20 protein-coding genes, 1 tRNA gene and 1 pseudogene are annotated in these 25,999 nt (G+C 65.5%); 13 read left to right on the plus strand and 9 right to left on the minus strand.

Going from position 1 to position 25,999, the window contains the following annotated elements; all coding sequences use genetic code 11:
* Positions 1-2 precede the first annotated feature (2 nt).
* Positions 3-614 carry an ankyrin repeat domain-containing protein gene (locus ACM6JT_RS12495; protein WP_131949332.1) on the plus strand — a complete coding sequence of 204 codons (612 nt, stop codon included), beginning with the start codon at positions 3-5 and terminating at the stop codon, positions 612-614.
* Positions 615-619: 5 nt separating this feature from the next.
* Here the strand turns inward: ACM6JT_RS12495 and ACM6JT_RS12500 are convergent.
* Positions 620-742, minus strand: a pseudogene (locus ACM6JT_RS12500) (APH(3') family aminoglycoside O-phosphotransferase); the annotation flags it as partial.
* 164 nt (positions 743-906) lie between these two features.
* Here ACM6JT_RS12500 and ACM6JT_RS12505 point away from each other — a divergent pair.
* From ACM6JT_RS12505 to ACM6JT_RS12530, 6 genes are all read left to right on the plus strand, one after another.
* Positions 907-2,064, plus strand: coding sequence for an efflux RND transporter periplasmic adaptor subunit (locus ACM6JT_RS12505; RefSeq protein WP_131949333.1), 1,158 nt, complete (start codon positions 907-909; stop codon positions 2,062-2,064).
* Positions 2,065-2,084: 20 nt separating this feature from the next.
* Positions 2,085-5,228, plus strand: a complete 3,144-nt coding sequence (locus tag ACM6JT_RS12510) for a multidrug efflux RND transporter permease subunit (protein ID WP_217589917.1) — start codon at positions 2,085-2,087, stop codon at positions 5,226-5,228.
* Positions 5,229-5,232: 4 nt separating this feature from the next.
* Entirely contained in the window at positions 5,233-6,669 is a 1,437-nt protein-coding gene (locus ACM6JT_RS12515; RefSeq protein ID WP_243566262.1) for an efflux transporter outer membrane subunit, read from the plus strand.
* A 102-nt stretch (positions 6,670-6,771) separates the two neighbouring features.
* Complete coding sequence (locus ACM6JT_RS12520) at positions 6,772-7,464, plus strand: response regulator (RefSeq protein ID WP_131949336.1); 693 nt, start codon at positions 6,772-6,774, stop codon at positions 7,462-7,464.
* Positions 7,461-8,087, plus strand: coding sequence for a histidine kinase (locus tag ACM6JT_RS12525; protein ID WP_414856568.1), 627 nt, complete (start codon positions 7,461-7,463; stop codon positions 8,085-8,087). Before ACM6JT_RS12520 ends, ACM6JT_RS12525 begins: the two co-directional genes overlap by 4 nt.
* Before the next feature lie 631 nt (positions 8,088-8,718).
* The gene (locus ACM6JT_RS12530) at positions 8,719-10,548 is read left to right on the plus strand and encodes a S53 family peptidase (protein WP_414856569.1); all 1,830 of its coding nucleotides are present in this window, start codon (positions 8,719-8,721) and stop codon (positions 10,546-10,548) included.
* A gap of 168 nt (positions 10,549-10,716) precedes the next feature.
* Here the strand turns inward: ACM6JT_RS12530 and ACM6JT_RS12535 are convergent, their stop codons facing one another.
* The gene (locus ACM6JT_RS12535; RefSeq protein ID WP_034180047.1) at positions 10,717-11,373 is read right to left on the minus strand and encodes a pyridoxamine 5'-phosphate oxidase family protein; all 657 of its coding nucleotides are present in this window, start codon (positions 11,371-11,373) and stop codon (positions 10,717-10,719) included.
* 326 nt (positions 11,374-11,699) lie between these two features.
* On the opposite strand from ACM6JT_RS12535, the gene ACM6JT_RS12540 reads away from it, so the two are divergent.
* Positions 11,700-13,166 carry a PLP-dependent aminotransferase family protein gene (locus ACM6JT_RS12540; RefSeq protein ID WP_414856570.1) on the plus strand — a complete coding sequence of 489 codons (1,467 nt, stop codon included), beginning with the start codon at positions 11,700-11,702 and terminating at the stop codon, positions 13,164-13,166.
* A gap of 22 nt (positions 13,167-13,188) precedes the next feature.
* On the opposite strand, the gene ACM6JT_RS12545 is transcribed toward ACM6JT_RS12540, so the two are convergent.
* Complete coding sequence (locus tag ACM6JT_RS12545; protein WP_414856571.1) at positions 13,189-14,739, minus strand: phospholipase D family protein; 1,551 nt, start codon at positions 14,737-14,739, stop codon at positions 13,189-13,191.
* A 620-nt stretch (positions 14,740-15,359) separates the two neighbouring features.
* Here ACM6JT_RS12545 and ACM6JT_RS12550 point away from each other — a divergent pair.
* The 4 genes from ACM6JT_RS12550 to ACM6JT_RS12565 all read left to right on the plus strand — a co-directional run bounded on the left by ACM6JT_RS12550 (position 15,360) and on the right by ACM6JT_RS12565 (position 17,667).
* Complete coding sequence (locus ACM6JT_RS12550; RefSeq protein WP_414856572.1) at positions 15,360-15,788, plus strand: carboxypeptidase regulatory-like domain-containing protein; 429 nt, start codon at positions 15,360-15,362, stop codon at positions 15,786-15,788.
* A 527-nt stretch (positions 15,789-16,315) separates the two neighbouring features.
* Positions 16,316-17,137: a PRC-barrel domain-containing protein gene (locus ACM6JT_RS12555; protein WP_034180051.1), complete on the plus strand. Its 822-nt coding sequence runs from the start codon at positions 16,316-16,318 to the stop codon at positions 17,135-17,137.
* 86 nt (positions 17,138-17,223) lie between these two features.
* Positions 17,224-17,478, plus strand: a complete 255-nt coding sequence (locus tag ACM6JT_RS12560; RefSeq protein WP_034180052.1) for a hypothetical protein — start codon at positions 17,224-17,226, stop codon at positions 17,476-17,478.
* A gap of 9 nt (positions 17,479-17,487) precedes the next feature.
* Positions 17,488-17,667 (plus strand): hypothetical protein, encoded by a 180-nt coding sequence (locus ACM6JT_RS12565; RefSeq protein ID WP_407972554.1) that lies wholly within the window; start codon positions 17,488-17,490, stop codon positions 17,665-17,667.
* 98 nt (positions 17,668-17,765) lie between these two features.
* On the opposite strand, the gene ACM6JT_RS12570 is transcribed toward ACM6JT_RS12565, so the two are convergent.
* From ACM6JT_RS12570 to ACM6JT_RS12595, 6 genes are all read right to left on the minus strand, one after another.
* Positions 17,766-17,841: transfer RNA gene (locus tag ACM6JT_RS12570), tRNA-Ile, on the minus strand.
* 129 nt (positions 17,842-17,970) lie between these two features.
* Positions 17,971-20,388, minus strand: a complete 2,418-nt coding sequence (rpoD, locus tag ACM6JT_RS12575) for an RNA polymerase sigma factor RpoD (RefSeq protein WP_081938390.1) — start codon at positions 20,386-20,388, stop codon at positions 17,971-17,973.
* 88 nt (positions 20,389-20,476) lie between these two features.
* On the minus strand, positions 20,477-22,354 hold the full coding sequence (dnaG, locus tag ACM6JT_RS12580) for a DNA primase (protein WP_034180054.1): 1,878 nt from the start codon (positions 22,352-22,354) through the stop codon (positions 20,477-20,479).
* A 70-nt stretch (positions 22,355-22,424) separates the two neighbouring features.
* Positions 22,425-22,871, minus strand: coding sequence for a GatB/YqeY domain-containing protein (locus ACM6JT_RS12585; protein ID WP_175786427.1), 447 nt, complete (start codon positions 22,869-22,871; stop codon positions 22,425-22,427).
* Between the two features lie 194 nt (positions 22,872-23,065).
* Positions 23,066-23,278, minus strand: coding sequence for a 30S ribosomal protein S21 (rpsU, locus tag ACM6JT_RS12590; RefSeq protein WP_006479415.1), 213 nt, complete (start codon positions 23,276-23,278; stop codon positions 23,066-23,068).
* Positions 23,279-23,585: 307 nt separating this feature from the next.
* Complete coding sequence (locus ACM6JT_RS12595) at positions 23,586-24,806, minus strand: NAD(P)/FAD-dependent oxidoreductase (protein WP_034180055.1); 1,221 nt, start codon at positions 24,804-24,806, stop codon at positions 23,586-23,588.
* Between the two features lie 130 nt (positions 24,807-24,936).
* On the opposite strand from ACM6JT_RS12595, the gene tsaD reads away from it, so the two are divergent.
* Positions 24,937-25,977 carry a tRNA (adenosine(37)-N6)-threonylcarbamoyltransferase complex transferase subunit TsaD gene (gene tsaD, locus ACM6JT_RS12600; protein WP_105394021.1) on the plus strand — a complete coding sequence of 347 codons (1,041 nt, stop codon included), beginning with the start codon at positions 24,937-24,939 and terminating at the stop codon, positions 25,975-25,977.
* Positions 25,978-25,999: the final 22 nt, after the last annotated feature.

Below are 25,999 nucleotides of genomic sequence, written 5' to 3' on the forward strand. Positions count from 1 at the left end.
CCATGCGATCAGAACGCCTGACACGCACGATCCGCGCGACCGCAGCGGCCCTGGCGCTGGCCGCGATCGCCGGCTGCGCGCAACTTCCAGACCAACCGGCGTATTCCAAAGCCGATCCCGCCGCGCTGCGCCGTTATGACGGCGACTGGTTCGACGCGGCCCGCGTCGGACGCGTCGACATCCTGCGTGCATTGCACGACGCCGGTTATCCGATCGACGCCACCGACAGCCGCGGCTATACGGCCGTGATACTCGCGTCCTACGACGGCCAGCCCGCCGCGCTCGACTACCTGCTGTCGGCCGGCGCCAACGCGTGCGCCGGCGATCGCCACGGCAACACCGCGCTGATGGGCGCTCTCTTCAAGAACGAACCCGACATCGCGCGGCGCCTGCTCGACACGCGTTGCCCGATCGACCAGACGAACGGCGCCGGCGAAACCGCGCTGGGGTTCGCAACGCTGTTCAATCGTTTCGAGCTGATCCCGCTACTCGTCGCGCACGGCGCGAATCCGAACCATGTCGATCGGCGCGGCCAGTCGCTGCTGCGGCTCGCGCTGACGCACGACAACACGGAAGCCGCGGATGCGCTGCGGCGCGCCGGTGCCGGACAGTAGCGCGGCTACGATCGAACCTCCCGTACCCGCGAAATGGCGCGCCATTCGCTGCCGAGATCCGCTTCGATATCGCGCGCCGCCAGTGCCGGATCCAGATAGCGATCGGCCACGCCCAGGCGGCAGCAATCGCCCATTCGCCAGAGCATTGCAACGCCCGCCGACACCTTCATTTCCGCGCCTTTCGCCCGCTCCATCGAATCTCCATCTTTCCGCATCAAAGACGCCAACTATTCGACGCAAACTCCGCCCGGTCAAAGCAGGCAGTGGGCTGCCTGCGCTTCCTGGAGTCGCTATGAAGAATCAAGAACGATGCTGCTACGGCGCCGTATGCGCGCTGGTGGCGGCGATGCTGGCGGGTTGCGGGCCCTCCGAGCAGCAGGCCGCCGCACCGGCCACCCCGGTTGCGGCGATGACGCTGACAGCCTCGCGCCTCGACGTGACCGAAGACCTGCCGGGCCGTGTCGCGGCCGTGCGGACCGCCGAGATCCGGCCGCAGGTCAGCGGGATCGTGCAGCGCCGGCTGTTCGAGCAAGGCACCGAAGTGCGTACGGGCCAGCCGCTGTTCCAGATCAATCCGGCGCCGTTCAAGGCCGACATGGATACGGCCTCGGCGTCGCTGCAGCGCGCGCAGGCCGCACTCGAGCGCGCGAAGGTGCAGACGGCGCGCTTCAAGCCGCTCGTCGAAGCCGATGCAATCAGCCGCCAGGTGTACGACGACGCCGTGTCGCAGCGCGACCAGGCGGCCGCCGACGTCGCCCAGGCCCGCGCGACGCTCGCGCGCCGCCAGCTCGACCTGAAATTCGCGGCGGTGGAAGCCCCGATCACCGGCCGCATCGACCAGGCGCTCGTGACCGAGGGAGCGCTGGTCGCCAGCACCGACAGCCAGCCGATGGCGCGCATCCAGCAGATCGACCAGGTCTACGTGGACGTGCGCCAGCCGGCCGTGTCGCTCGAATCGCTGCGCGGCGCGCTCGCGTCGCAGCCGGAAAGCACGGGCAACGGCCTGCCGGTCGACGTGCTGCGCGGCGACGACACGCGCTACGACGTGAAGGGCCGCATGCTGTTCTCGGGCATCAACGTCGACCCGGGCACCGGCGACGTGCTGGTGCGCGTGCTGGTCGACAACCCGAAGCGCCAACTGCTGCCGGGCATGTACGTGCGCGCCCGCATTCCGCGCGCGCACTACGCGAACGCGCTGACGGTGCCGCAGCAGGCCATCGTGCGCGCCGGCGGCAAACCGCAGGTCTGGGTGCTCGACGCGAAGGGCACCGCACATCTGAAGGCCGTCGAAGTCGGCGAGCTGACGAACCGCAGCTATCGCATCAAGTCGGGCCTGCAGGCCGGGCAGAAGATCGTCGTCGAAGGCATGGAGCGCCTGATCGATGGCGCATCGACCGCCGCAACCGACTGGAAGTCGCCTGACGCGGCCGCCACCGCGTCCGCGCACTGAGTCACAGGGAGCCTCCTTTCATGGCTGAATTCTTTATCCGCCGCCCGGTCTTTGCGTGGGTGATCGCCCTCTTCATCATCCTGATGGGGCTGATCGCGATCCCGCAACTGCCGATCGCGCGCTATCCGTCGGTCGCGCCGCCGACCGTCACGATTACCGCAACCTACCCCGGCTCCACGCCGCAGACGATGAACGACGGCGTGCTGAGCCTCATCGAACGCGAACTGTCCGGCGTCAAGAACCTGCTTTACTTCGAATCGTCGGCCGACACGTCCGGCAGCGCGCAGATCACGGTGACGTTCAAGCCCGGCACCGATCCGGCGATGGCGCAGGTCGACGTGCAGAACAAGCTCAAGACAGTCGAGCCGCGCCTGCCGTCGGTCGTGCGCCAGAACGGCGTGATCGTGGAATCCGCGGCGTCCGGCTTCCTGATGCTCGTCGGCCTGCGTTCCGACAGCGGCCGCTTCGACGAAGGCGCGCTCAGCGATTACATGGCGCGCAGCGTGGCCGAGGAGCTGCGCCGGATCGACGGCGTGGGCCGCGTGCAGCTGTTCGGCTCCGAACGCGCGATGCGCGTGTGGGTGAATCCGCAGAAGCTGATCGACTACGGCCTGTCGATGAGCGACCTGACGACCGCGATCGGCCAGCAGAACGTACAGATCGCGCCGGGCAGCCTCGGCGCGTCGCCCGCGCTGCCGGGCCAGCGCGTGAGCGTGCCGCTCACCGTCCAGGGCCAGCTCACGACGCCGGAAGAATTCGCGGCCGTCGTACTGCGCGCGAACGCGGACGGCTCCAGGGTAGTGCTCGGCGACGTCGCTCGCGTCGAGCTCGGCTCGCAGGGTTACGGCTTCGTGAACCGCGAGAACGGCAAGCCGGCCACCCTCGCCGGCGTGCTGCTCTCGCCGGGCGCGAATGCGGTGAAGACCGCCGATGCCGTGCGTACCCGGATGGCCGAACTGAGCAAGGCGATGCCGTCGGGCATGACCTACTCGATTCCGTTCGATACGTCGCCGTTCGTCAAGATCTCGATCGAGAAGGTGCTGCACACGCTGATCGAGGCGATGGTGCTCGTGTTCCTCGTGATGTACCTGTTCCTGCAAAACGTACGCTACACGCTGATTCCGGCCATCGTCGCACCGGTCGCGATGCTCGGCACGTTCACGATCATGGCGATGACGGGCTTCTCGATCAACGTGCTGACGATGTTCGGCATGGTGCTCGCAATCGGCATCATCGTCGACGACGCGATCGTCGTCGTCGAGAACGTCGAGCGCCTGATGGCCGAGGAAGGCCTGTCGCCGAAGGAAGCGACGTCGAAGGCGATGAAGGAAATCACGGGCGCCATCGTCGGCATCACGCTCGTCCTGACCGCCGTGTTCATTCCGATGGCCATGTCGAGCGGCTCGGTCGGCGTGATCTACAAGCAGTTCACGCTGTCGATGGCCGTGTCGATCCTGTTCTCGGCGCTGCTCGCGCTGACGCTCACGCCGGCCCTGTGCGCGACGATGCTCAAGCCGCTCGAACCGGGTCATCACGAGAAGCGCGGCTTCTTCGGCTGGTTCAACCGCCGCTTCGACCGCCTGACGAAATGGTACGAGACGCGCGTCGGCCGCCTGGTCCACCGCACGGGTCGCATGATGCTGCTGTTCGTCGCGATCGCGGGCGCGCTGGTGTTCGGCTTCAAGAACCTGCCGTCGTCGTTCCTGCCCGACGAGGACCAGGGCTACTTCATGACCAGCTTCCTGCTGCCCGCCGACGCGACCACCGAGCGCACGCATGACGTCGTCAAGAAGCTGGAGAGGCATCTTGCTTCCCGCGCTGCGATCCAGTCGAACATTTCCGTGATGGGCTACGGCTTCTCCGGCCAGGGCTCGAACGCCGCGCTGAACTGGGCGGTGCTCAAGGACTGGAAGAACCGCGGCGGCTCGTCGACGCTCGAGGAAAGCATGCTCGCCCAGCAGGCGATGGCCGGTGCGACCGAAGGTGCGGTGATGAGCCTGCTGCCGCCGGCGATCGACGAAATGGGCAACAGCTCGGGCTTCACGATGCGCCTCGAGGACCGCGCCAACCAGGGCGAGGCCGCGCTCAAGGCGGCCGAAGCGAAGCTGCTCGGACTGGCCGCGCAAAGCAGGATCGTGACGGGCGTGTATCCGGACAGTCTGCCGGCCGGCACGAGCGTGCGCCTGGAGATCGATCGTGCGAAGGCGCAAGCGCTCGGCGTGTCGTTCACGACGCTCAGCGACACGCTGTCGACCGCGATGGGCTCGACCTACGTGAACGACTTCCCGAACGCGGGCCGCATGCAGCAGGTGATCATCCAGGCCGATGCGCCGGCGCGCATGCAGATCGACAACGTGATGAAGCTCTACGTGCGCAACGCGGCCGGCGGTATGGTCCCGCTGTCCGAAATGGTCCGCCCGGTCTGGACCGACACGCCGCTGCAGATGGTGCGCTTCCAGGGCTACCCGTCCGCGCGTATTTCGGGCGGTGCCGCACCCGGCCAGTCGAGCGGCGCGGCCATGGCCGAGATGGAGCGTCTCGCCGCGCAATTGCCGCCCGGCTTCGCGGTCGAATGGACCGGGCAGTCGCTGCAGGAACGCCAGTCGGCGTCGCAGGCGCCGATGCTGATGGTGCTGTCGATGATCGTCGTGTTCCTGGTGCTGGCCGCGCTGTACGAGAGCTGGTCGATTCCGCTGTCGGTGATGCTGGTGGTGCCGCTCGGCCTGATCGGTGCAATCGGCGCGGTGCTGCTGCGCGGATTGCCGAACGACGTGTTCTTCAAGGTCGGGATGATCACCGTGATCGGCCTGTCCGCAAAGAACGCGATCCTGATCGTCGAATTCGCGAAGCAGTTGCGCGACGAAGGCAAGGGCTTGATCGAAGCGGCCGTGCAGGCGTCGAAGCTGCGCCTGCGCCCGATCCTGATGACCTCCCTCGCGTTCGGCCTCGGCGTCGTCCCGCTGATGATCGCGACCGGCGCGAGCGCCGAGACGCAGCACGCGATCGGTACCGGCGTGTTCGGCGGCATGGTGACCGCCACCGTGCTGGCCATTTTCTTCGTCCCCGTTTTCTTTGTGTTCGTGATGAGTATCCAGGAGCGTATCTCCGCATGGCGGGCCTCCCGCAAGCAGCCTGCTACCCCGAATCACGGACAGGAAGGTTGATGCCATGCGATTGCTTGTTCTTCCCCTCGTTCTTGCCCTTGCCCTGTCGGCGTGTTCGATGGCGCCGACGCTGGTCAAACCGGCAATGCCGGTGCCGACGGCCTACACGGCCGCCGCGGCCGCCGATCAGCACGCGAACGCGGCCGATCTCGGCTGGCGCACGATGTTCGGCGACCGCCGCCTGCAGCGCCTGATCGAGATCGCGCTCGACAACAACCGCGACCTGCGCCTCGCGGCGCTGAATGTCGACGCCGCCGAAGCGCAGTACGGCATTCAGCGCTCGGCGCGCCTGCCGTCCATCGGTGCCGGCGCGAACTTCACGCGCCAGCGCACGGCGGCCGACCCGCAGTCGAACCCGCCGCTGTTCGAAACGACGCAAACCCAGTACGGCGTGAACGTCGGCATCAGCGCGTTCGAGATCGACCTGTTCGGCCGCGTGAAGTCGCAGTCGGATGCGGCATTCGCGCGCTACCTCGCGACCGATCACGGCCGCCGCGCGGTGCAGATCTCGCTCGTCGGCGCGGTGGCGGACGCGTATTTCGCGGAACGCCTCGCCCAGGAGCAGCGCCGGTTGTCCGAGCGCACGCTCGGCGACTGGCAGCAGTCGCTCGATCTCGCACGACGCCTCAAGGAAGCGCATCAGGCGAGCGGTGTCGACATCGCGCAGGCCGAAGGCCAGGTCGCGAGCGCCACCGCCGATCTGGAAGCACGCACGCGTGCCGTCGAACAGGCGCGCAACGCGCTGCGCCTGCTGCTCGGCACCGAGCCGCCGAAGGATCTGCCCGACGCGCTGCCGCTGCACCAACAGCCGGTGATGACGCAACTGCCGGCCGGCCTGCCGTCCGAACTGCTGTTCCGCCGCCCGGATATCCAGCAGGCCGAACAGAATCTCGTCGCCGCGAATGCGGACATCGGCGCCGCGCGCGCCGCGTTTTTCCCGCGCCTGTCGCTGACCTCGTCGATCGGCTTCCTCAGCCCGGCGATGGGCAGCCTGTTCGCCGGCGGCCAGAACGTGTGGAGCTTCGCACCGCAGGTCTCGGTGCCGATCTTCCAGGGCGGCCGGCTGCGCGCCGAGCTGCGCCTCGCGGAAGTGCGCAAGTCCAGCGCGGTGGCCGAATACGAACGCTCGATCCAGACCGCGTTCCGCGAAGTCGCCGACGGCCTCGCCGGGCGCGAAACCTTCGGCCACCAGATCGAAGCGCAGACGCGCGTGGTCAGCTCGGCCGAACGCCGCACCGACCTGTCGAACCTGCGCTATCGCGCGGGTGTCGAGGGGCGGCTGGAGTTGCTGGATTCGCAGCGGCAGCTCTATGCGGCACGGCAGGCGCTGCTCGACCTGCGTCGCAGCGAGCTCGGCAATGCCGTCGCGCTGTACAAGGCGCTCGGCGGCGGCCTGACGGAACAGGATGTCGCACCTTCAACGAGCGTGGTGCAGAACTGAACGACGGGCGCGGCGCCTTCCGCGGCGGCATGCGGAACGGCGCAGCGCGATTCAGCCCGGCAACGGGCTGCTCCGATGGTTCGACATCGCACGGCAAACCCAATGACGAATTCCCTGATACTGATTGCAGAAGATGAACCCGAGATCTCCGACATCCTCGACTCGTACCTGACGCACGACGGCTTTCGCACCTACCGCGTCGCGGACGGGCAGGCGGTGCTCGACGTTCAACCTCACCTGAAGCCCGACCTGATCCTGCTCGACGTGAAGATGCCGCAAAAGAACGGCTGGGATGTGCTCGCCGAGCTTCGGCGGCGCTGCAATACGCCGGTCGTCGTCATCACCGCGTTCGATCGAGACCTCGACCGGCTGCAGGCATTGCGCTCCGGCGCGGACGACTACATCGTCAAGCCGTTCAACCCGGCCGAGGTCGTCGCGCGGCTTCGCGCGATCCTGCGCCGCGCGGGCAAGCCACCGACCGCGCGCATGCTGCGCGTCGGCGATCTGGAGATCGACACCGAAAGCTATCTGGCGCGCGTGCGGACGGAATCGGCCGAGGTGCAGATTGCTCTAACGCTGACCGAATTCCGGCTGCTCGCGTACATGGCGAGATCGCCGAGCCGCGTCTTCACGCGCGGCGAACTGCTCGATGCGTGCATGGCCGATGTGAGTGTGATGGAACGCACGATCGACAGCCACATCTGCAGGCTGCGCAGGAAGCTCGAACAGGCCGGTGCGCCGGGCATGCCCGAAGTGATGCGCGGTGTCGGCTACCGGCTGCGGGGCGCGCAATGACCGTGCCGGCGAAGCCGAGCCGGCAGATCGGGCTGGCGATCGGCCTGCTCGCGATCGCCGTCATGCTGATCGCCGGCACCGGTGCCTTCTTCATTTGTGCATTGCGCGAGCCGGTTGCGTTGCCGCACGACGCAACGGCCGACGCGACGATCCGCAACGCGTCCACCTGCCCGGTGCTCGCGGCGGCGCTGTTCGTCGGCCTGCTCGCCGCCGCGTTCGACCTGCTCAGGCTGATTCGCCGCACGCTCGGGTCGCTCGACTCGGTGGCGGAAAGCGCCGGCCGCGTCGTGATCGGCGATTTTTCCGCGCATGCGGTTTCCCGCGACGGATGCCTGACCGACATGTCTCGATTCATTGAGAACTTCAATACGATGACCATTCGACTGAAACCCCTGACTTCGTTCAATGCGGCAACCGCGGCCGCCGGTGGCGGCAACGCAATGCACGCACGACTCGCGGAACTCGAAACCCGGCTCGAAGAAATCCGGGGGCTCGCCACCGAAGCGGATGCATCGTCGCGCGAAGCTCTGCTTCACTGTGTCGACGGGCTGTTCCGGTTCGTCGACGACCTTCGGGTCGCCGAGCAACCGGAAGCGCCGGCCATTCGAGCACTTCCTCGATAAGCGGTCGGCCCATTACATGACGAATAGGAACGGATCGGCGAATCGAATTCCGCATTACCTGCGAAAGCGATTTTGAACATTACAAAATACTGCCGATCTTTTCAAAAACATTTCACGTTATTCGATTTAATTTTGTTTCATATAATCAAAAAAAGTTTGACACTCCGCTTTCGTTCTTGATACCGTCCGATTCAAGCAATCGGACGAATTGTTCACCACGCAATCGATTCCGCTCTACGTTTTTTCGCTTCCGCCGCACCGAAGTGCTCGCCGCCGGCCGTGTCGTTCGCGCACCGGCGCATGCAATATCCCGATGCATCTCATTGGACGACTGCCATCCGGCAGCGGGCCGAAGGATCGAATGAAATGAGCAGGATAACGAAGCTGTTGCTCTAGCAATCCCGCCCGCGCCATGTCCGCGCGGCTGCCCCGCATCGCGGCGCAGCCCTTCCGCTACCGCGTTTTCCGTATTTCGCCCCCGGAGAGAAACCACTTTTCCGGATCGGGCGAAAGGCCCTGTCGCGTCCGCGCCAACCGTGCGAGCGCGACAGAATGCGGCGATGCATGACCCGCACCGCCGTCGACCGTTGTTGTTCGTGCCGTTCGATGTTCAACCGGAGGGGTAATTCAAATGAATCAGGTTGCAGACAAGAAACAAAAGCACATTCGCATCGTCAAGCTCGCATGCGCCGCCGCGGCCGCTTCGTTCGGCATGGCGACCGCCCACGCCGCGCCGGCAGCCGGCTGGACGGAAACGCGCACCAAGGGGTTCCTGCCGCTCGTGCAGCAGAGCGAAGCCGGCGTGGCCGGCGCGCCTGCCGCGAGCACGGCCGCCGCCGCAGCCGCGGCCATCGAAATGGCGCCCGGCGAATCGGTGGACATCGTGCTCGGGCTGAACCTGCGCAACGAGGCGCAACTCGACAAGTACCTGCGCGACCTGCATACGCCCGGCTCGCCGCACTACCGGCAGTTCCTCACGCCCGCGCAGTTCGCCGCGCAATATGCGCCGACTGACCAGCAGGTCGCGTCCGTCGTCGCGCACCTGCGCAAGGAAGGTTTCGTGAACATCGTGGTCGCACCGAACCGGCTGCTGGTGTCCGCATCCGGCACCGCGGCGACCATCAAGTCCGCGTTCCGCACGACGCTCAAGCGCTTCACGCGCAACGGCCGCAGCGTCTATGCGAATACCGACGCCGCGCAAGTGCCGAACGCGATCGGCGGCATCGTGGGCGCGGTGCTCGGCCTGCAGAACGTAGAGCTGATGCATACCGGCGCGGGCAGCAAGCCGCAAGGCAACACCAGCAACCTGACGATCCCGGCCGGCGCGTCGGCGGTGCCGCACAACCCGACCGAATTCTCGTCGCTCTACGGCGGCGACGGCACACCGACGGCCTCGCAAACCACGGTCGGCATCATCTCCGAAGGCGACCTGTCGCAGACGGTGAGCGACCTCAATACGTTCGCCGCGAACAACGGCCTCGGCACCATCAGCAGCAGCATCGTGCAGACGGGCCCGGCCGGCAGTTCGTATACCGATACGTCCGGCACCGTCGAGTGGAACCTCGACAGCCAGTCGATCGTCGGCGCCGCCGGCGGCAGCGTGAAGCAGGTCGTGTTCTACGCGGCGCCGTCGATGACGCTCACGGCAATCACGGCCGCGTACAACAAGGTGGTGACGGACAACGTCGCGAAGGTGATCAACGTGTCGCTCGGCGTGTGCGAATCGTCCGCAAACAGCACCGGCTCGCAGGCGACCGACGACACCATCTTCAAGCAGGCGGTCGCTCAAGGGCAAACCTTCTCCGTATCCGCGGGCGACCATGGCGCGTACGAATGCGCGAGCGGCACGCCGTCGCGCTCGACCTACACGGTGAGCGAACCGGCGACCTCGCCGTACGTGATCGCCGTGGGCGGCACGACGCTGTTCACCAACACGTCGACCAACGCGTACAACAGCGAGATCGTCTGGAACGATCCGAGCTGGCAGCCGGGCACCGTGTGGTCGACGGGCGGCGGATACAGCAAGTACGAGGCCGCGCCGTCGTGGCAATCGTCGACCCTCACCGGGTCGACCAAGCGCGCGCTGCCGGACGTCGGCTTCGACGCCGACCTGCGCACCGGCGCGATTCTGGTGGTGAACGGCCAGACGTCCGACACGCTGTGGGGCTCGGGCTACCTGAACAACGAAGGCGGCACGAGCCTCGCCGCGCCTATCTTCACGGGCATCTGGGCGCGGCTGCAGTCGGCGAACAACAATGCGCTCGGGTTCCCCGCGTCGAGCATCTACAAGTACTTCCCGTCCAACGCGGCGCTGCTGCACGACGTCACGTCCGGCAACAACGGCAGCGGCACCTACGGCTACAAGGCGAAGGCCGGCTGGGACGCGACCACGGGCTTCGGCAGCGTGAACATCTCGAAGCTGAACGCGTTCATCCAAAGCACGCCGGATTTCGCGCGCTGATGGATCGATGATCGATGCGGTTCCGGGTGCGCGCCGTTTCGTGCGCCCGGAACCGCATGCAACTGGGTAAAGAACCCGCGAAGGCTGCGAAGCCGTCGCGGGTTTTCTGCATTCGCGTACGGCGCGCGCCGCCGTATTCTCCGAAGCCTCCCGGTCTTGCCGCGGTACTCAATCGGCCCAGTTCCGGACGTAGTCCGGCACGGGCACGCTGCCGCTTTCGTCGGCATGAACCGGCGTGCCACGCGTCGTCTTCAGCGGCAGAATTCCCGCCCACACGGCGAGCGCGAGATCTTCCTCCTTGTCGGAAGGCAGCGAATCGCTGACTTTCACGGCCGCTTCCGCAAGGGAAATCCGCAGCACGCTGGTTGCATTGAGTTCCTTCGAATTGCCCGGTCGCGCTTCATGCTTGCGGCCCGCGGCGATCTTGTCCATGAAGGCATCCAGCGCCGAGAGTTTTTCCGCGCCGCCGTCCACTACGTCGAACTGCCCGTAGACCACCGCCGATCGATAATTCATCGAATGACTGAAGGCCGACTTGGCCAGCACGAGCCCATCCAGCAGCGTAATCGCCACGGACGCCTGCGCGCCCGCAGACAACGCCTTGATCATCCGGCTCCCGTTGGACCCGTGAATATAGAGGTCGTCGCCCCTTCTCCAGTGCGCGGTCGGGATGCAGTGCGTGTCGTGTCCATCGCTGAACGCGATGTGACAGACGTACGCATCGTCCACGATGCGGTGGAGCATCGTGCGATCGCGATTCGCCAGTTCTGGCAGGCGGCGAATGGTGGTACGGGATGTAGGAGAGATGTGGGTCTGGTCTTTCATGTTTGATTTTCCTGTTCGTGCGCCACCTGGCGCGCATCGAGCGGTCCGCGTTTCGGCAACACACGGAATTAGATCGAAAATATCTATGCACTGCGAAATGAATCGAATCGGAATCGTGCAGCATCCCCGCCCGAACGACGGGTCGATCGACTCATCGACAACCGCTCGCCAAATCGATCAAAATACGCGATTGCGGCGATCGTCCGACATACCGGCCATCTGCCGCGAATCGCCCGGCACGGGCCTGCACCGCAAGAACGTGAACAATACGATGTGCGTTGATTCTTAAAAAGAACCAGCCCAAGGAAAAAAACTGGAACCAGCCGATGGACCTGGCGCTACTCATCTCCTCGCTGTCCAGACAGGACGGCACGACAAGACACAGCCAGCAGGAAGCCCTGTACCGGGGCCTGCGCAACATGCTGCTGGACGGGCACATTCCGCCCGGCACGCGGCTCGTGTCGACGCGCGTGCTCGCGACGGAGCTGGGCATCGCGCGCAACTCCGCGGTCTATGCGTACGAGCGTCTTGCCGAAGAAGGCTTCGTGGCGGCCACGCGCAACGGCACGATCACGCTGTGGGATGGATGCGGCCGTTCGAGCGCCGGGAATGACGACAGCCCGGCCCCGGTTCACCTGGCCGAGCGCGTGTACGGCCTGGAGAACGCCGATCCCGAGCCTGAGCGCATGCTGCCGTTCGTCCCCGGCCTTCCTTCGCTCGACGAATTCCCGGTCGCCCAGTGGCGCCGTTGCATCGAGCGCGCATGGAAAGCCGTCAAGCCCGCCCAGCTCGCGTATGGCCCAGTCGAAGGGCTGCCCGAATTGCGGCGCGCCGTAGCCGCCTACATCCGGGTTTCGCGAGGCGTGCGCTGCGAGACCGGCCAGGTATTCATCACCGACGGCACGCAGAGCAGCCTCGAGTTATGTGCGCGCATGCTCGCGAATCCCGGCGAATTCGGCTGGCTCGAAAACCCCTGCTATAACGGCGCACGCACGGCATTCCGCTCGACCGGCCTGAATATCGTGCCGATCGAGGTCGACCACGAAGGCATGGCGCCGACCGACGAACAGTGGCGCGCCCACCCGCCCCGGCTGATCTATACGACGCCGTCGCACCAATACCCGCTCGGCGCACTGATGAGCCCGCGGCGGCGAGCGGCGCTCGTCGAGCATGCGCGTGCCTGCGGTGCGTGGATCATCGAGGACGATTACGACAGCGAGTTCCGCCATGGCGGCCAGCCGCTCCCGGCGATCCAGGGCCTCTATGCCGACGCGCCCGTCTGTTATCTCGGCACGTTCAGCAAGACGATGTTTCCCGCCCTCCGGCTCGGCTTCATGGTGGTGCCACCGGTGCTGGTCGACCGCTTCACCAGGACGCTGCGCGAACTCGTCCATCGCGGCCATTCGGCCGATCAGCTGGCGATGGCCGAATTCATCGACACCGGCCTCTTTGCGCGGCACCTGCGCCGCATGCGGGCGCTGTACGCCGCGCGGCGCAGCAGCCTCGAAGCGGCACTCGCCCGCCATCTCGGCACATCGTTGAGCGTTCGGGAAAGCCCGGGCGGCATGCATCTTTCGGCGGATCTCGCGCTGCCGCTGCACGACACCGAAGTCGCGCGCGCCGCGTCCGCGCATGGCTTGCTGCTTCAGCCGCTGAGCAGCTACGCCGTCGGCGACGGCCGCCGGTACAACGGCTTCGTGCTCGGGTATTCCGGGCTGACCGACGCGATGATCGAGGCAGCGACGATCCAGCTCGCGGACGTCATCGAAAAGCACGGCCGCACGCGGTGCTGAGCGCAGCACGACGCATCGTCGCTCACAGTTGCGATTCGATCGGAAACAGCCCGAGAAACCAGACTTCCATCCGACGCCCAGCCGACACTTCCGGTTCGTGATCGAGCTCGGTGATCTTCCCGTCCGAATCGGTCTGAACCCACTTGAGCTGCCCTTTCCCCGTCGGATCGGTCCTCGGCTCGACGCGCCACGCGATCCGGTCGAGTCGGGATTCCAGGTCGTTTGCAACCTGCGACGCAATCGCCGGACTCTCGCAGTAAACGCCGATCTCCGTATTGAGGTTCAGCGAGCGCGGATCGAGGTTCATCGATCCGATGAAAATGCTCTTGTGGTCGAACACGTAGGTCTTCGCATGCAGCGACGCACGCGACGACCCGATGATGACCTGCTTCGAAATGCTCTTGTCGCCCGACGGCCGCCGCTCGTAAAGCCGCACGCCGGCCGCCACGAGATCGCTTCGGTAGCGACGGTAGCCGGCATGCACGGCCGCCACGTCGGTCGACGCGAGCGAATTGGTCAGCACCGTCACGCGCACGCCGCGCGCCGCGAGCGCGCGCAGCCGCTCGACGACGGCCTTGCCCGGCACGAAATACGGCGACACGATCAGCAGGTCATGTTCGGGCTGCAATGCGAGCGCGCGCAACTGCGGCATCAGATGCCCGTCGCTGTCCTTCGGCGAATGCGCGATCTTCGACGGATCGTCGTACAGCACCGTCGCGCGCCCCCACGACAGTTCCGTGCCCTGCCCATGAACGATCCGGTCGAGCCGTTGCCTCGCTTCGAGCACGTAAGGATTGTCCTCCATCGCCCTCAGGTAGTCGCGCAACCGTTCGCGCTCGCGGTCCAGCCCGCCCGGCGCCGCGTCGTGCCCGACCAGCGCGTCGATCGGATACGCATACGGGGAATTCCAGAACGTATCGAATTCCGTCGAGATGTCCTTCACGACCGGACCATGGACGACGACATCGAGATCGCCGAACTCCAGCATCGACGATGCGCCGAAGTATTCGTCGCCGATATTGCGGCCGCCGACGATCGCCGCCTGGTTGTCCGCGATCATCGCCTTGTTGTGCATGCGCCGGTTGACGCGCGAGAACTCGAACACCGTGCCGATCCTCTTGAACGTGCGCGTGGCAACCGGATTGAACAGCCGGATCTCGATGTTCGGGTGCGAGCTGATCTCGAGCAGCTTGCGGTCGTCCGCGTTCGTGCCGAGATCGTCGAGCAGCGCGCGGACGCGCACGCCGCGATCGGCCGCGCGAATGATCGCGTCGGCCAGTTCGTGCCCGGTCAGGTCGTCGTGCCAGATGTAGTACTGGAGGTCCAGCGAGCGGTCCGCGCGGTCCGCAAGCAGCACACGCGCATCCAGCGCATCGACCGGATCGGTCAGCAGATGAAACGCGTCCTGCCCCGGATGCATGCCGGCCTGCTGGCGGAACGCAACGCCCAGCCGCGTGTTTTCCGTGTCGGCGAACGCATGTGTCGGCGCGCGGTCGGCCTGCGGCGGCAGGCTGGCGCACGCGACAAGCGCCAGCAACGAAAGAATCGCACCCCACGAACGCAGCATGATCATGATTGCCGTCGCCACTCCCCGGCGAAGTATGTTTATTCTGGCCACCGGATGGATCACGGGGCTCGACGGCTGCCCGGGCGCCCGAAAGGCATCGCGCGCGGACCGTGCCGCGCCACAGCATACTTCGATTGCCATCGGGACGGCACCCTCTCCGTGTTTTCCCTGCGGCGGTGTCCTGAAGATGCGCGACACCCCGCTGTCGCTCGCGGCGGAAACGCTCGCGCAGATGGTCAGGGTGGAGATCGATGCGGGCACAAGCAGCGCATGCGGCATGCTGCCTGCATCGCTTCCAGCAGCGTGCGAACTATCCTTCTGCTCGCTACCGTGCCAGGCGTTTGCCCTTGCTCGCGACATGCAGCCGCGAAGCGCGGCTGGTCAAATGGCTTGTCGGTCGGCTAGCGTACATGCGCCCGTAGGCCGCGCGATGCTCGGGTTGCCGAAGCAGGCGCGTACGACGACTCGGACGCCGCGCAATCTGATGAAGAGCAAGCGTCCGGCACCGGACAGACATGCGGCGCGAATAGCCGCATTGGTGAGAGGCGAGGCGAGCCGGTCCTGTCAGTCAGACCGGCGCTACCGCCACACCTCGACTCCCCTCCGAATCCTCCAGGAGATCCGTCATGAAAACATCCGCGTCCTTGGTGCGCGCGCTCCTTCTAAGCGCCACGTTGGTTGGAATCGCCCCGGTTGCAGCCGACGACAACCTCCCTCCGGTGCAGCACACCGATAAGGTTACCTATTTGTCGGGCGGCATCGGACTCGATCAATCGGTCGCCATCAAGGGCGTCATGCGCGACTACGCTCTCGTGCTCACCTTCGTCCGCCGGGCCCTAAGCGGGAACGAATACTTGTCCGACGTACTGGTGACCATCACGGACATGAAAGGCAATACGATTCTGGAGGCGCCGTCTGATGGCCCGTTCATGCTGGCCAATCTGAGGAACGGACGTTATGCGATCAATGCCAGCTACAACGGCCAGTCCGAACGATACATCGTGAACATTTCGGCATCCCGGCACGCACGCCATACGTTTATCTGGTTCATGTAGACATGAGCAGCGGCCCCTCCGCGCACAAGCGGCTGCCGGCGCAACGGCCTCTCGAGCCGGCAAGCTCGCACCGGTACGCCCCGCATTGATTACATCCGTAGTACTACAGATGAAATGACAATCCTCGATGCGATTGCGCCGTCAGTGGCCAATGTGCGTGACAGGAAGGCGTGGCCGCCAGGCATCCACTCGACGCGACCGTCCGCGCGACTTGTGAAGGCCAGCAACGCATCGTCCTTCCGATTCCGGTCGATTCGTTATCCGGATCTGCATCGATCCGACAGATCCATGTTCGATCCGGTGCACACTTTGTACGCTGTCGTACCGCGCCGGCCGTCCGTTTCCAGTACCGTGAAAGCATGCCGTACATCCGTCACGACGCCACGCCAGCCTGTACACCTACCGCGTGCATGAACGGGAGCGGCACGAATCGCTCCGGATCCACGAGCGAGCGACTGGACGCCACCGCACGGCATGCGGTTCAGCCGGATCATCGACATGCCGCGCATCGATCTGACGAGAACATCATGCTACGAAGCATCAAGGAATTGCACGGAAGCGCGGTGCGCGCGAAGGACGGCGACATCGGACACGTCAATCAAGCCTATTTCGACGACGACAACTGGTGCATCCGCTACCTCGTCGTCGAGACGGGCGACTGGCTGCACGAGAGGCTGGTGCTCATCTCGCCCTATTCCGTCAAGCACACCGACTCCCGGTCCAGCACGCTGCATGTCGACCTTACGCGCCAACAGGTAGGAGACAGCCCGGACCTGGACGCACACAAGCCGGTATCCCGCCAACACGAAATCGAATACCTGCGTTACTACCATTACCCGCCCTACTGGGGTGGCCCGAACCTGTGGGGCATGGCCGCATCCCCAGCGTTCCATTCTGCCGCCCTGTCGCAAGATCTCGAGGCGGGAAATCCGCTGCCCGCCTGCGCAACGCCGGGCGATGCGCCAGCAGATGCGCCGACGGATACGCATCTGCGCGGCACCGGCAAGGTCAAGGGTTATCGGCTCGAAACCACGGCCGGACGCATCGGCCGCGTGTCTGACTTCATCTACGACGATGAAGCCTGGGTGATCCGCTATCTCGCGATCAGCGCGCGGAACTGGTGGTTGACCAATAGGGAAGTCCTGATCGCGACGCACTGGCTCGACCGGGTGGACTGGGCCACGGAAACGGTATCGACCGCGCTCAACCGCGACTCGATTCGCCACAGCCCCGAATACGACGATTCGCAGCCCGTCTATCGAAGCGACGAGATTGCGCTGCATCAGTTCTACGGCAAGCACGGCTACTGGTTGAATGCCGAATCGTCGACGGCCCGCGGTGCGCTTTGACGCCGCGGCCTCGGACCGCGCGAGATCCCGCAACCTTCCCGCTCGTCCGTCCTGAACGCTTTATCAGTACGCGCCGGAGAAGTTCCATGTCCGCTTTCATGCCCGTCATCTCGGCCAGGCAATTCATCGAACTGGTCAATCAACGCCTGCCCTCGCATCACGTATTCAAGGCCGGGATGCGCGTGTTTCTCGTGAGGCCGGCATCCGCCGATGCCGATGCGACCGAGTTCGACTATTCACCGAGGACGCGCCGGGCGAGCGGCGTGGTCCTGTACGTCGTCGATCATGTGAAATCCCAATTCCTGGTCGAGCCGGACCTGCGGTTGGCCGGCTCCGGATAGCGCCGTTCGATGCGGCCGCCGGTCGAAGCCGGCTCGGATTCCAACCTGGATTCCATCTCGTCCTTCGATCAACCGCCCCCAAGCGCTTCGATCGAATCCACGGCCTCGATCATCCTCTCGGCCTGCGCGTTCAATACCGACAGCGGAGCAGCCGGCGCCGCTGCCTACGCGACGGCGACGGTCGTGTAGTACCGCATCCCCTTGACGCCCCGAAAAACAAAAAACCCGCGAAGCCTTGCGGCTATCGCGGGTTTGCAGCATTCCATGGAACACCATGGAAGCGAATCTGGTGGGCCCGGCGGGGTTCGAACCCGCGACCAATCGATTATGAGTCGACTGCTCTAACCGCTGAGCTACAAGCCCTGATGAGATTTGACGCGTGCTACACGCAGCCCCGGCAAAGAAGCCGGGCCGGCATTGTAACAACAAAGGAGACAAACGCCACCGGCATCGCGCAGATGCCGGCGGCGTTCGCAGGAGAAACGCTGGAAATCAGTTCCCTTCGAGGAACGACTTCAGCTTGTCGGAACGGCTCGGGTGACGCAGCTTGCGCAGCGCCTTGGCCTCGATCTGACGGATCCGCTCGCGCGTGACGTCGAACTGCTTGCCGACTTCCTCGAGCGTGTGGTCCGTGCTCATCTCGATGCCGAAGCGCATCCGCAGCACCTTCGCCTCGCGCGGCGTCAGCGAATCGAGCACATCCTTCACGACGTCGCGCATGCTTGCATGCAGCGCGGCATCCGCCGGCGCGACCGTGTTGGTGTCCTCGATGAAGTCGCCGAGATGGGAATCGTCGTCGTCACCGATCGGCGTTTCCATCGAGATCGGCTCCTTCGCGATCTTCATGATCTTGCGGATCTTGTCTTCCGGCATTTCCATCTTCTCGGCAAGCGTTGCCGGATCCGGCTCGAGACCGGTTTCCTGCAGGATCTGCCGCGAGATGCGGTTCATCTTGTTGATCGTCTCGATCATGTGAACCGGAATACGGATCGTGCGCGCCTGGTCCGCGATCGAACGCGTGATGGCCTGACGGATCCACCACGTCGCATAGGTCGAAAACTTGTAGCCGCGACGGTATTCGAACTTGTCCACCGCCTTCATCAGGCCGATATTGCCTTCCTGGATCAGGTCGAGGAACTGCAGGCCGCGGTTCGTGTACTTCTTCGCGATCGAGATCACGAGACGCAGGTTGGCCTCGGTCATTTCGCGCTTCGCCTGGCGTGCCTTCAGTTCGCCGGCCGCCATCTGGCGGTTGGTTTCCTTCAGGTCCTTCAGCGGCAGCACGACGCGCGCCTGCAGGTCGAGCAGGCGCTGCTGCTGTTCGCGGATCGCCGGAACGTTACGCGACAGCACCGCGCTGTACGAATGGCCCTCGGCCGTAATCTTCTCGGCCCAGTCGAGATCCGTCTCGCTGCCCGGGAAGCGCGCGATGAATTCCGAGCGCGGCATGCCGCACTTGTCGACGACGATGTGCAGGATCTGACGTTCGACCTGACGCACTTCGTCCACCTGCGCACGCAGCGTGTCGCACAGGCGTTCGACGGTACGCGCGGTGAAGCGGATCGTCATCAGTTCGGTCTGGATCGTTTCCTGCGCCTTCAGGTAGGCCTTCGACTTGTAGCCTTCCTTTTCGAACGCGCGGCGCATCTTGTCGAACCACTCGCTGATCTGCGAGAACTTCTCGAGCGAGGCACGCTTGAGGGCTTCGAGCTGGGCGGCGTTGGCCGATGCCTGTGCGGCACCGTCATCCTCCTCCTCTTCCTCTTCTTCCTCTTCCTCCTCGGCTTCCTCGTCCTCGTTCTCGATGGCTTCCGCTTCCTTCGCGGAGAAGCCGTCCGTATCGGCGGAGTCCGAAGCATTCGGATCGAGCAGGCCGTCGACGAGTTCGTCGACGCGGATCTCTTCGTTCGCGACGCGCTCGGCCATCGCGAGGATGTCGGCGATCGTCGTCGGGCACGCGGAAATCGCCATCACCATGTGGCGCAGGCCGTCCTCGATCCGCTTCGCGATCTCGATTTCGCCTTCGCGCGTGAGCAGCTCGACCGTGCCCATTTCGCGCATGTACATCCGGACCGGATCGGTCGTGCGGCCGAATTCCGAATCGACGGTGGACAGCGCGACTTCCGCTTCCTCTTCGACTTCGTCGTCCGACGACGCGGCCGGCGCGTTGTCGTTCAGGAGCAGCGTTTCCGCGTCCGGCGCCTGCTCGTAGACCGCCACGCCCATGTCGTTGAACGTGCCGATGATGCCTTCAAGGGCTTCGGTCTCGGTGAAGTTGTCCGGCAGGTGATCGTTGATTTCGGCGTACGTAAGGAAGCCGCGCTCCTTGCCGAGCTTGATCAGCGCGCGCAGCTTCACGCGGCGCTCTTCGAGCTCCTCGGCCGTGCCCGGCGTGCTCGTCGCGAACGCTTCCTTCAGCAGCGCCTTTTCCTTGGCGCGACGATCGCGCACCTTGGATTTGCCCGGTGCAGCCGCGGCTGCGGGCTGCTCGTCGCTCTGATTTGCGTCGTCGTCGACGGATACTTCGTTCAGCTTTTTGGTCATGGAGTTCGCCGTACCGGCTATATCGACTCGCGGCTGCTGGACGACAGCCGGTTGAACCGTGGGTGCATGAGTAGTACGTACTGCCGTTTCGTCCGCGGCGGCAGTCGTGTCCCTTGCGCTTTTCGCACTTGCCCGCTTCGCCGCCGGCTTGGCCGGCCCGGAGTCGGGTCTGGCGGCAGCCCGTGTTCTGGCTGCCGGCGCCGGCGCAGCCTGAGCAGTGCCGGCCGCGGTTTTCTTTCCCGCAGGGGCTGACGATGCTGAAGACGTTGTCCTGGTGGAAGAAGCAGACTTGGCCGCTGTGACCTTCTTGGTCGGCTCCGTCGAGCCCTTGCCTGTTGCTTTCTTTCCGCCTGTCGTCTTTGCCATCGCGATTTTCGCCTCTACTTGGAAAACAAACCGCTGGAAACCTTATATTATAGCACGCTGGGGAGCCCTCTCTAAGCGCCCCGGCCGCCTACAGCCCGAGCCGACGCTTCATGTCGGTTCGCTGCTGGTTCAATTCCGTCAATTCGGCCAATTCCTCGGGTGTGAAGGTGGATTGCCGCGCCAGCCGATCGAGCCGGTCGCAGCAGGCGTCATAGCGCATCTTGAGCACCGCCGCCTGCAGCTCCTCCCCCGCGATCCGCTCCTGTTCACGCTGCCGCTCGGGCACCGTCTCGTCTTCCGGATTCTGTAACAGCAAATCGCGGACGTTTTCATCATAGTCCAGAATTTCGCGGAAGATTTCCTCGTAAGTCGCCCCGTTCGAGGACGTCCTCAGGACATCCGACAGCAGCCGGAACTCCGCGCCGTCGCCCAGCGCGCGCGCATGGTCGACGACTTCGGCGAACAGCTCGCCGATGCGCGGCAACGCGCGCAGGGTCGCAATCTGTTCGTCGTCGAGTTGCGACGCGATACGCGGATGCATCACCAGCGTGCGCAACGCACGCTTTTCGCTGTCCGTCACGCGGCGCCGCTCGCTGCGCGCGGGCGCCTGGCGCGGCGGCGCCGCGATCCGCGTGTCGACGTCGGACAACCCCGCGACCTCTTCGAACGGGATATCGAGGCGGTCCGCGAACATGTGCATGATCTGCGCGCGCAACGCGTTCGCAGGCAGCGCCTGCAGCAGCGGCTTCGCGTCGAACAGCGCCTTCGCGCGGCCTTCCGGCTGATCGAGCGCCTTGCCGGCAATTGCTTCGTTCAACAGAAATTGCGACAGCGGCATCGCGCGTTCGACCTGCTCGGAGAACGCATCCGCGCCGAACTCGCGCACATAGCTGTCCGGATCGTGCTCGGCCGGCAGAAAAAGGAACCGGATCGTGCGGTTGTCCGCCGCGTGCGGCAGGCACGCCTCGAGCGCGCGCCGGGCCGCACGCCGCCCGGCCGAGTCGCCGTCGAAACTGAAAATGACCGTGTCGGTCTGGCGCAGCAGCTTCTGCACGTGAATCGGCGTGCACGCGGTGCCGAGCGTCGCGACCGCGTTCGGGAAACCGAGCTGCGCGAGCGCGACGACGTCCATGTAGCCTTCGACGACCAGCACGTACTTGCGCTCGCGAATCGCCAGCCGCGCCTCGAACAGCCCGTACAGCTCGCTGCCCTTGTTGAACAGCGGCGTTTCGGGCGAGTTCAGGTATTTCGGCTCGCCGCTGCCGAGCACGCGGCCGCCGAAGCCGATCACCTGCCCCTTCACGTTGCGGATCGGGAACATGATCCGCTCACGGAACCGGTCGTAGCGGCGCGCGACACCCTGCGCATCGGTTTTCTCGCTGACGATCACGAGCCCCGACTCGACGAGCGACTCGTCGCGATAGTCGGGGAACGCGGTTTCGAGGTTCTGCCAGCCGTCCGGCGCATAACCGAGCCCGAAGCGCGCGGCGATCTCACCGGTCAGGCCCCGGTTCTTCAGGTACTGGATCGCGACGGTCGCGCCGCGCAACTGCTTGCGATAGTAATCGCACGCGGCAGTCATCGCATCGGACAGCGCGGTCGCGACGGATTTCGACACCGGCGCCGGATAATCGCCGCCACCGCCCGGGCCTCCACCACCGCCGCGCATCGACGGCTCGTGCGGCACGGTCAGCCCGACGGACTGCGCGAGCTCCTGCACGGCTTCCGGGAACGTGAGCCCCGCATGCTCCATCAGGAAGCCGATCGCCGTGCCGTGCGCGCCGCAGCCGAAGCAGTGATAGAACTGCTTGGTCGGACTGACGGTAAACGACGGGCTCTTCTCGTTATGGAACGGGCACAGCCCCATGAAGTTGGCGCCGCCCTTCTTGAGCTGCACGTACCGACCCACCACGTCGACGATATCGACGCGGTTCAGCAAGTCCTGCAGGAACGAATGCGGAATCACCGTGGGAACGAGCGAAAAAAGGCAATACGACGCCCGGCACACGCAACGCCGCGCGCGCCGGGAACGGGTTTTACTTCGTGAGCGCGGCCTTGACCTGCGCGGAAACGGCCGTCATGTCGGCACGGCCGGCGAGCTTGCCCTTCAGCACGCCCATCACCTTGCCCATGTCCTGCGGGCCGGCTGCGCCGGTTTGCGCGACCGCCGCCTGGACTTCGGCCGCCACTTCGGCATCCGACAGTTGCGCGGGCATGTAGCCGCCCAGCACGGTCAATTCGGCCCGCTCCTTCGCGACGAGGTCGTCACGGCCGGCAGCCTGGAACTGGCTGATCGAATCCTTGCGCTGCTTGATCATCTTGTCGATCACGGCCGTGATGCCCGCGTCGTCGAGCGTGACCCGATCGTCGACCTCACGCTGCTTGATCGCGGCCATCAGCAGGCGAATCGTCGCCAGGCGCTCGCTTTCCTTCGCGCGCATCGCGGCCTTCATGTCTTCGCTGATCTGCTCTTTCAAACTCATCTTTCACCCGGGATGGAAACGTGAATCCGACGCCCGCGAACGGGCGTCAACACAAAAACCCGCTTGGGACAGTGTCTCAAGCGGGTTGCTCGAATCCGGCATCGGCGACTCGCCGCCTGATCGGCTGCGCGATCGCACTCGATCGCACGGAGTCGCCGGTGCGCCGCTCAGCGAACCGCGCGGCGCCCAATCGTTCAGTACAGCTTCTTCGGCAGCGTCTGGCTGCGAATACGCTTGTAATGACGCTTCACCGCAGCAGCCTTCTTGCGCTTGCGCTCCGCGGTCGGCTTCTCGTAAAACTCGCGCGCACGAAGTTCGGTCAACAGACCGTTCTTCTCGATCGTGCGCTTGAAGCGACGCATTGCAACTTCGAACGGCTCGTTCTCTTTAACGCGAATGATCGTCATGATCCGACACGAATAAAGGTTTGCAGGGAAAGACTACCGAGTATAGCAGAGCGATTGTTCAAAGGCACGGGGCCTGGTCCCGCTAAAACGGGGCTTGCGTAGGGCCTGTTCACGCTAATAACGGGCTTGCGAACGTGCCTTGCCGGCTGCAGTGCAAGAAAGCAAGGAGCGCCGTTTGGCCGAGCCAAACAAGCGACGCGCGACGCCGCAATGCGGCCGGCAACGCACGTTCCCCTGTTTGGAAAAAATCATTCGTGGGGCTGGCCACCAGAAGGGCCCGTTATTAGCGTGAACAGGCCCTAGCCCGTCAGGCGCCGCGCGCATACTCCGCCGCGGCCTGCCCGGCCGCCGTGCCGGACGCCCACGCCCACTGGAAGTTGTAGCCGCCGAGCCAGCCCGTCACGTCCACGGCCTCGCCGACGAAGAACAGCCCCGGCACGCGCGCGCTCATCATCGTCGCCGACGACAGCTCCCGCGTATCGATCCCGCCCTTCGTCACCTCGGCCTTCTTGTAGCCTTCGGTGCCGTTCGGCGTCAGCGTCCAGCCGGCGAGCGCGTCGCCGATCTGGCGCAGCGTCTTGTCGGGCAGGTCCGCGAGCCGCGCGTCGGCCGCGACACTGTGCGTGTCGAGCCATGCGTGCGCGAGGCGCGACGGCACCCAGTCCGCCAGCAGCGAACCGATCTGGCGCTTCGACGTGCGCTTCGCATCGAGCAGGTCGGCCACCGTGTCGCGCTGCGGCAGCAGGTCGACGCGAATCGGGTCGCCGGGCTGCCAATAGCTCGAGATCTGCAGGATGCCGGGTCCCGACAGGCCGCGATGGGTCAGCAGCAGATCCTCGACGAATTCGCCGCCGCGCTTCTTGTCGCCGGTCGACACGCGCACTTCGAGCGACACGCCGGACAGCGCCGCGAACGGCTCCCAGTCGTGCTGCGCGAACGTGAGCGGCACGAGCGCGGGCCGTGTATCGATGAGCTTGTGGCCGAACTGCTTCGCGAGCCGGTAGCCGAAGTCGGTCGCGCCGATCTTCGGGATCGACAGGCCGCCCGTCGCGACGATCAGTGCGCGCGCACCGATCGGCCCGGCCTGCTGCGTGTCGAGCGTGAAGCCGTCGGCCGGTGCGTGGCGCACCGCGTCGACGACGACGGGCCGGCGCCACGCGATGCCGCCCGCGTCGCATTCGTGCTTCAGCACGTCGATGACCGCGTCGCTGCCGTGGTCGCAAAAGAGCTGACCTTTGTGCTTTTCGTGCCAGGTCACATGATGGCGCTTGAGCAGCCCGAGGAAGTCGCGCGGCGTATAGCGCGCCAGCGCCGAACGCGCGAAATGCGGATTCGCCGACAGGTAGTTGTCGGGGCCTGCGTACAGGTTCGTGAAGTTGCAGCGGCCGCCGCCCGAGATGCGGATTTTCTCGGCGAGCCGCGGTGCGTGATCGATCAGCACGACGCGGCGGCCGAGCTGCCCGGCGACCGCAGCGCTCATCATCCCGGCGGCGCCCGCGCCGATCACGGCGATGTCATAAGTTTCCATGGCGCGGATTGTACCTGCCCGGCATCGGACCCGGGCCGCCGCCAGCGGCGGCCTGCCCTCGCCTGCTATACTATCGGGTTACGTTTACCTTCCTTCGGCGCGCCCGATACGGCGCGCCCCGCCCGCACCCATGCTCGTTCTCGGCATCGAAAGCTCCTGTGACGAAACCGGCCTCGCGCTCTACGACACGCAGCGCGGCCTGCTCGCGCACGCGCTCCATTCGCAGATCGCGATGCACCGCGACTACGGCGGCGTCGTGCCCGAGCTCGCGTCGCGCGACCACATCCGCCGCGCGCTGCCGCTGCTCGAGGAAGTGATGGCGCAAAGCGGCACGCATCGCGACGACATCGACGCGATCGCGTTCACGCAAGGCCCCGGCCTCGCCGGCGCGCTGCTGGTCGGCGCGAGCATCGCGAATGCGCTCGCACTCGCATGGAACAAACCGACCGTCGGCATCCATCACCTCGAAGGCCACCTGCTGTCGCCGCTGCTCGTCGCCGAACCGCCGCCGTTCCCGTTCGTCGCGCTGCTGGTTTCCGGCGGCCACACGCAACTGATGCGCGTGACCGACGTCGGCGTGTACGAGACGCTCGGCGAAACGCTCGACGACGCGGCCGGCGAAGCGTTCGACAAGACGGCGAAACTGATCGGCCTCGGCTACCCGGGCGGCCCGGAAGTCTCGAAGCTCGCCGAAACGGGCACGCCGGGTGCGGTCGTGCTGCCGCGTCCGATGCTGCATTCGGGCGACCTCGACTTCAGCTTCAGCGGCCTGAAGACTGCCGTGCTCACGCAGATGAAGAAGTTCGAGGCAGCGAAGCTGACGGGCGACGCGCTCGAACGCGCGAAAGCCGACCTCGCGCGCGGTTTCGTCGACGCGGCCGTCGACGTGCTCGTCGCGAAGTCGCTCGCTGCTTTGAAGAAGACGAAGCTCAAGCGCCTCGTGGTCGCGGGCGGCGTCGGCGCGAACCGCCAGTTGCGCGAGGCGCTGTCGGCCGCCGCGGCCAAGCGCGGCTTCGACGTGCACTACCCCGATCTCGCGCTCTGCACCGACAACGGCGCGATGATCGCGCTCGCGGGCGCGCTGCGGCTCGGCCGCTGGCCCGAGCAGGCGAACGCCGACTACGCGTTCACGGTGAAGCCGCGCTGGGATCTCGCGTCGCTCGCACGCTGAACCGCGACGTCAATACAAGAAA

It is taken from the genome of Burkholderia sp. IT-111MI5 (genome assembly GCF_949752865.1).
Taxonomy (GTDB): Bacteria; Pseudomonadota; Gammaproteobacteria; order Burkholderiales; family Burkholderiaceae; genus Burkholderia; species Burkholderia pyrrocinia_C.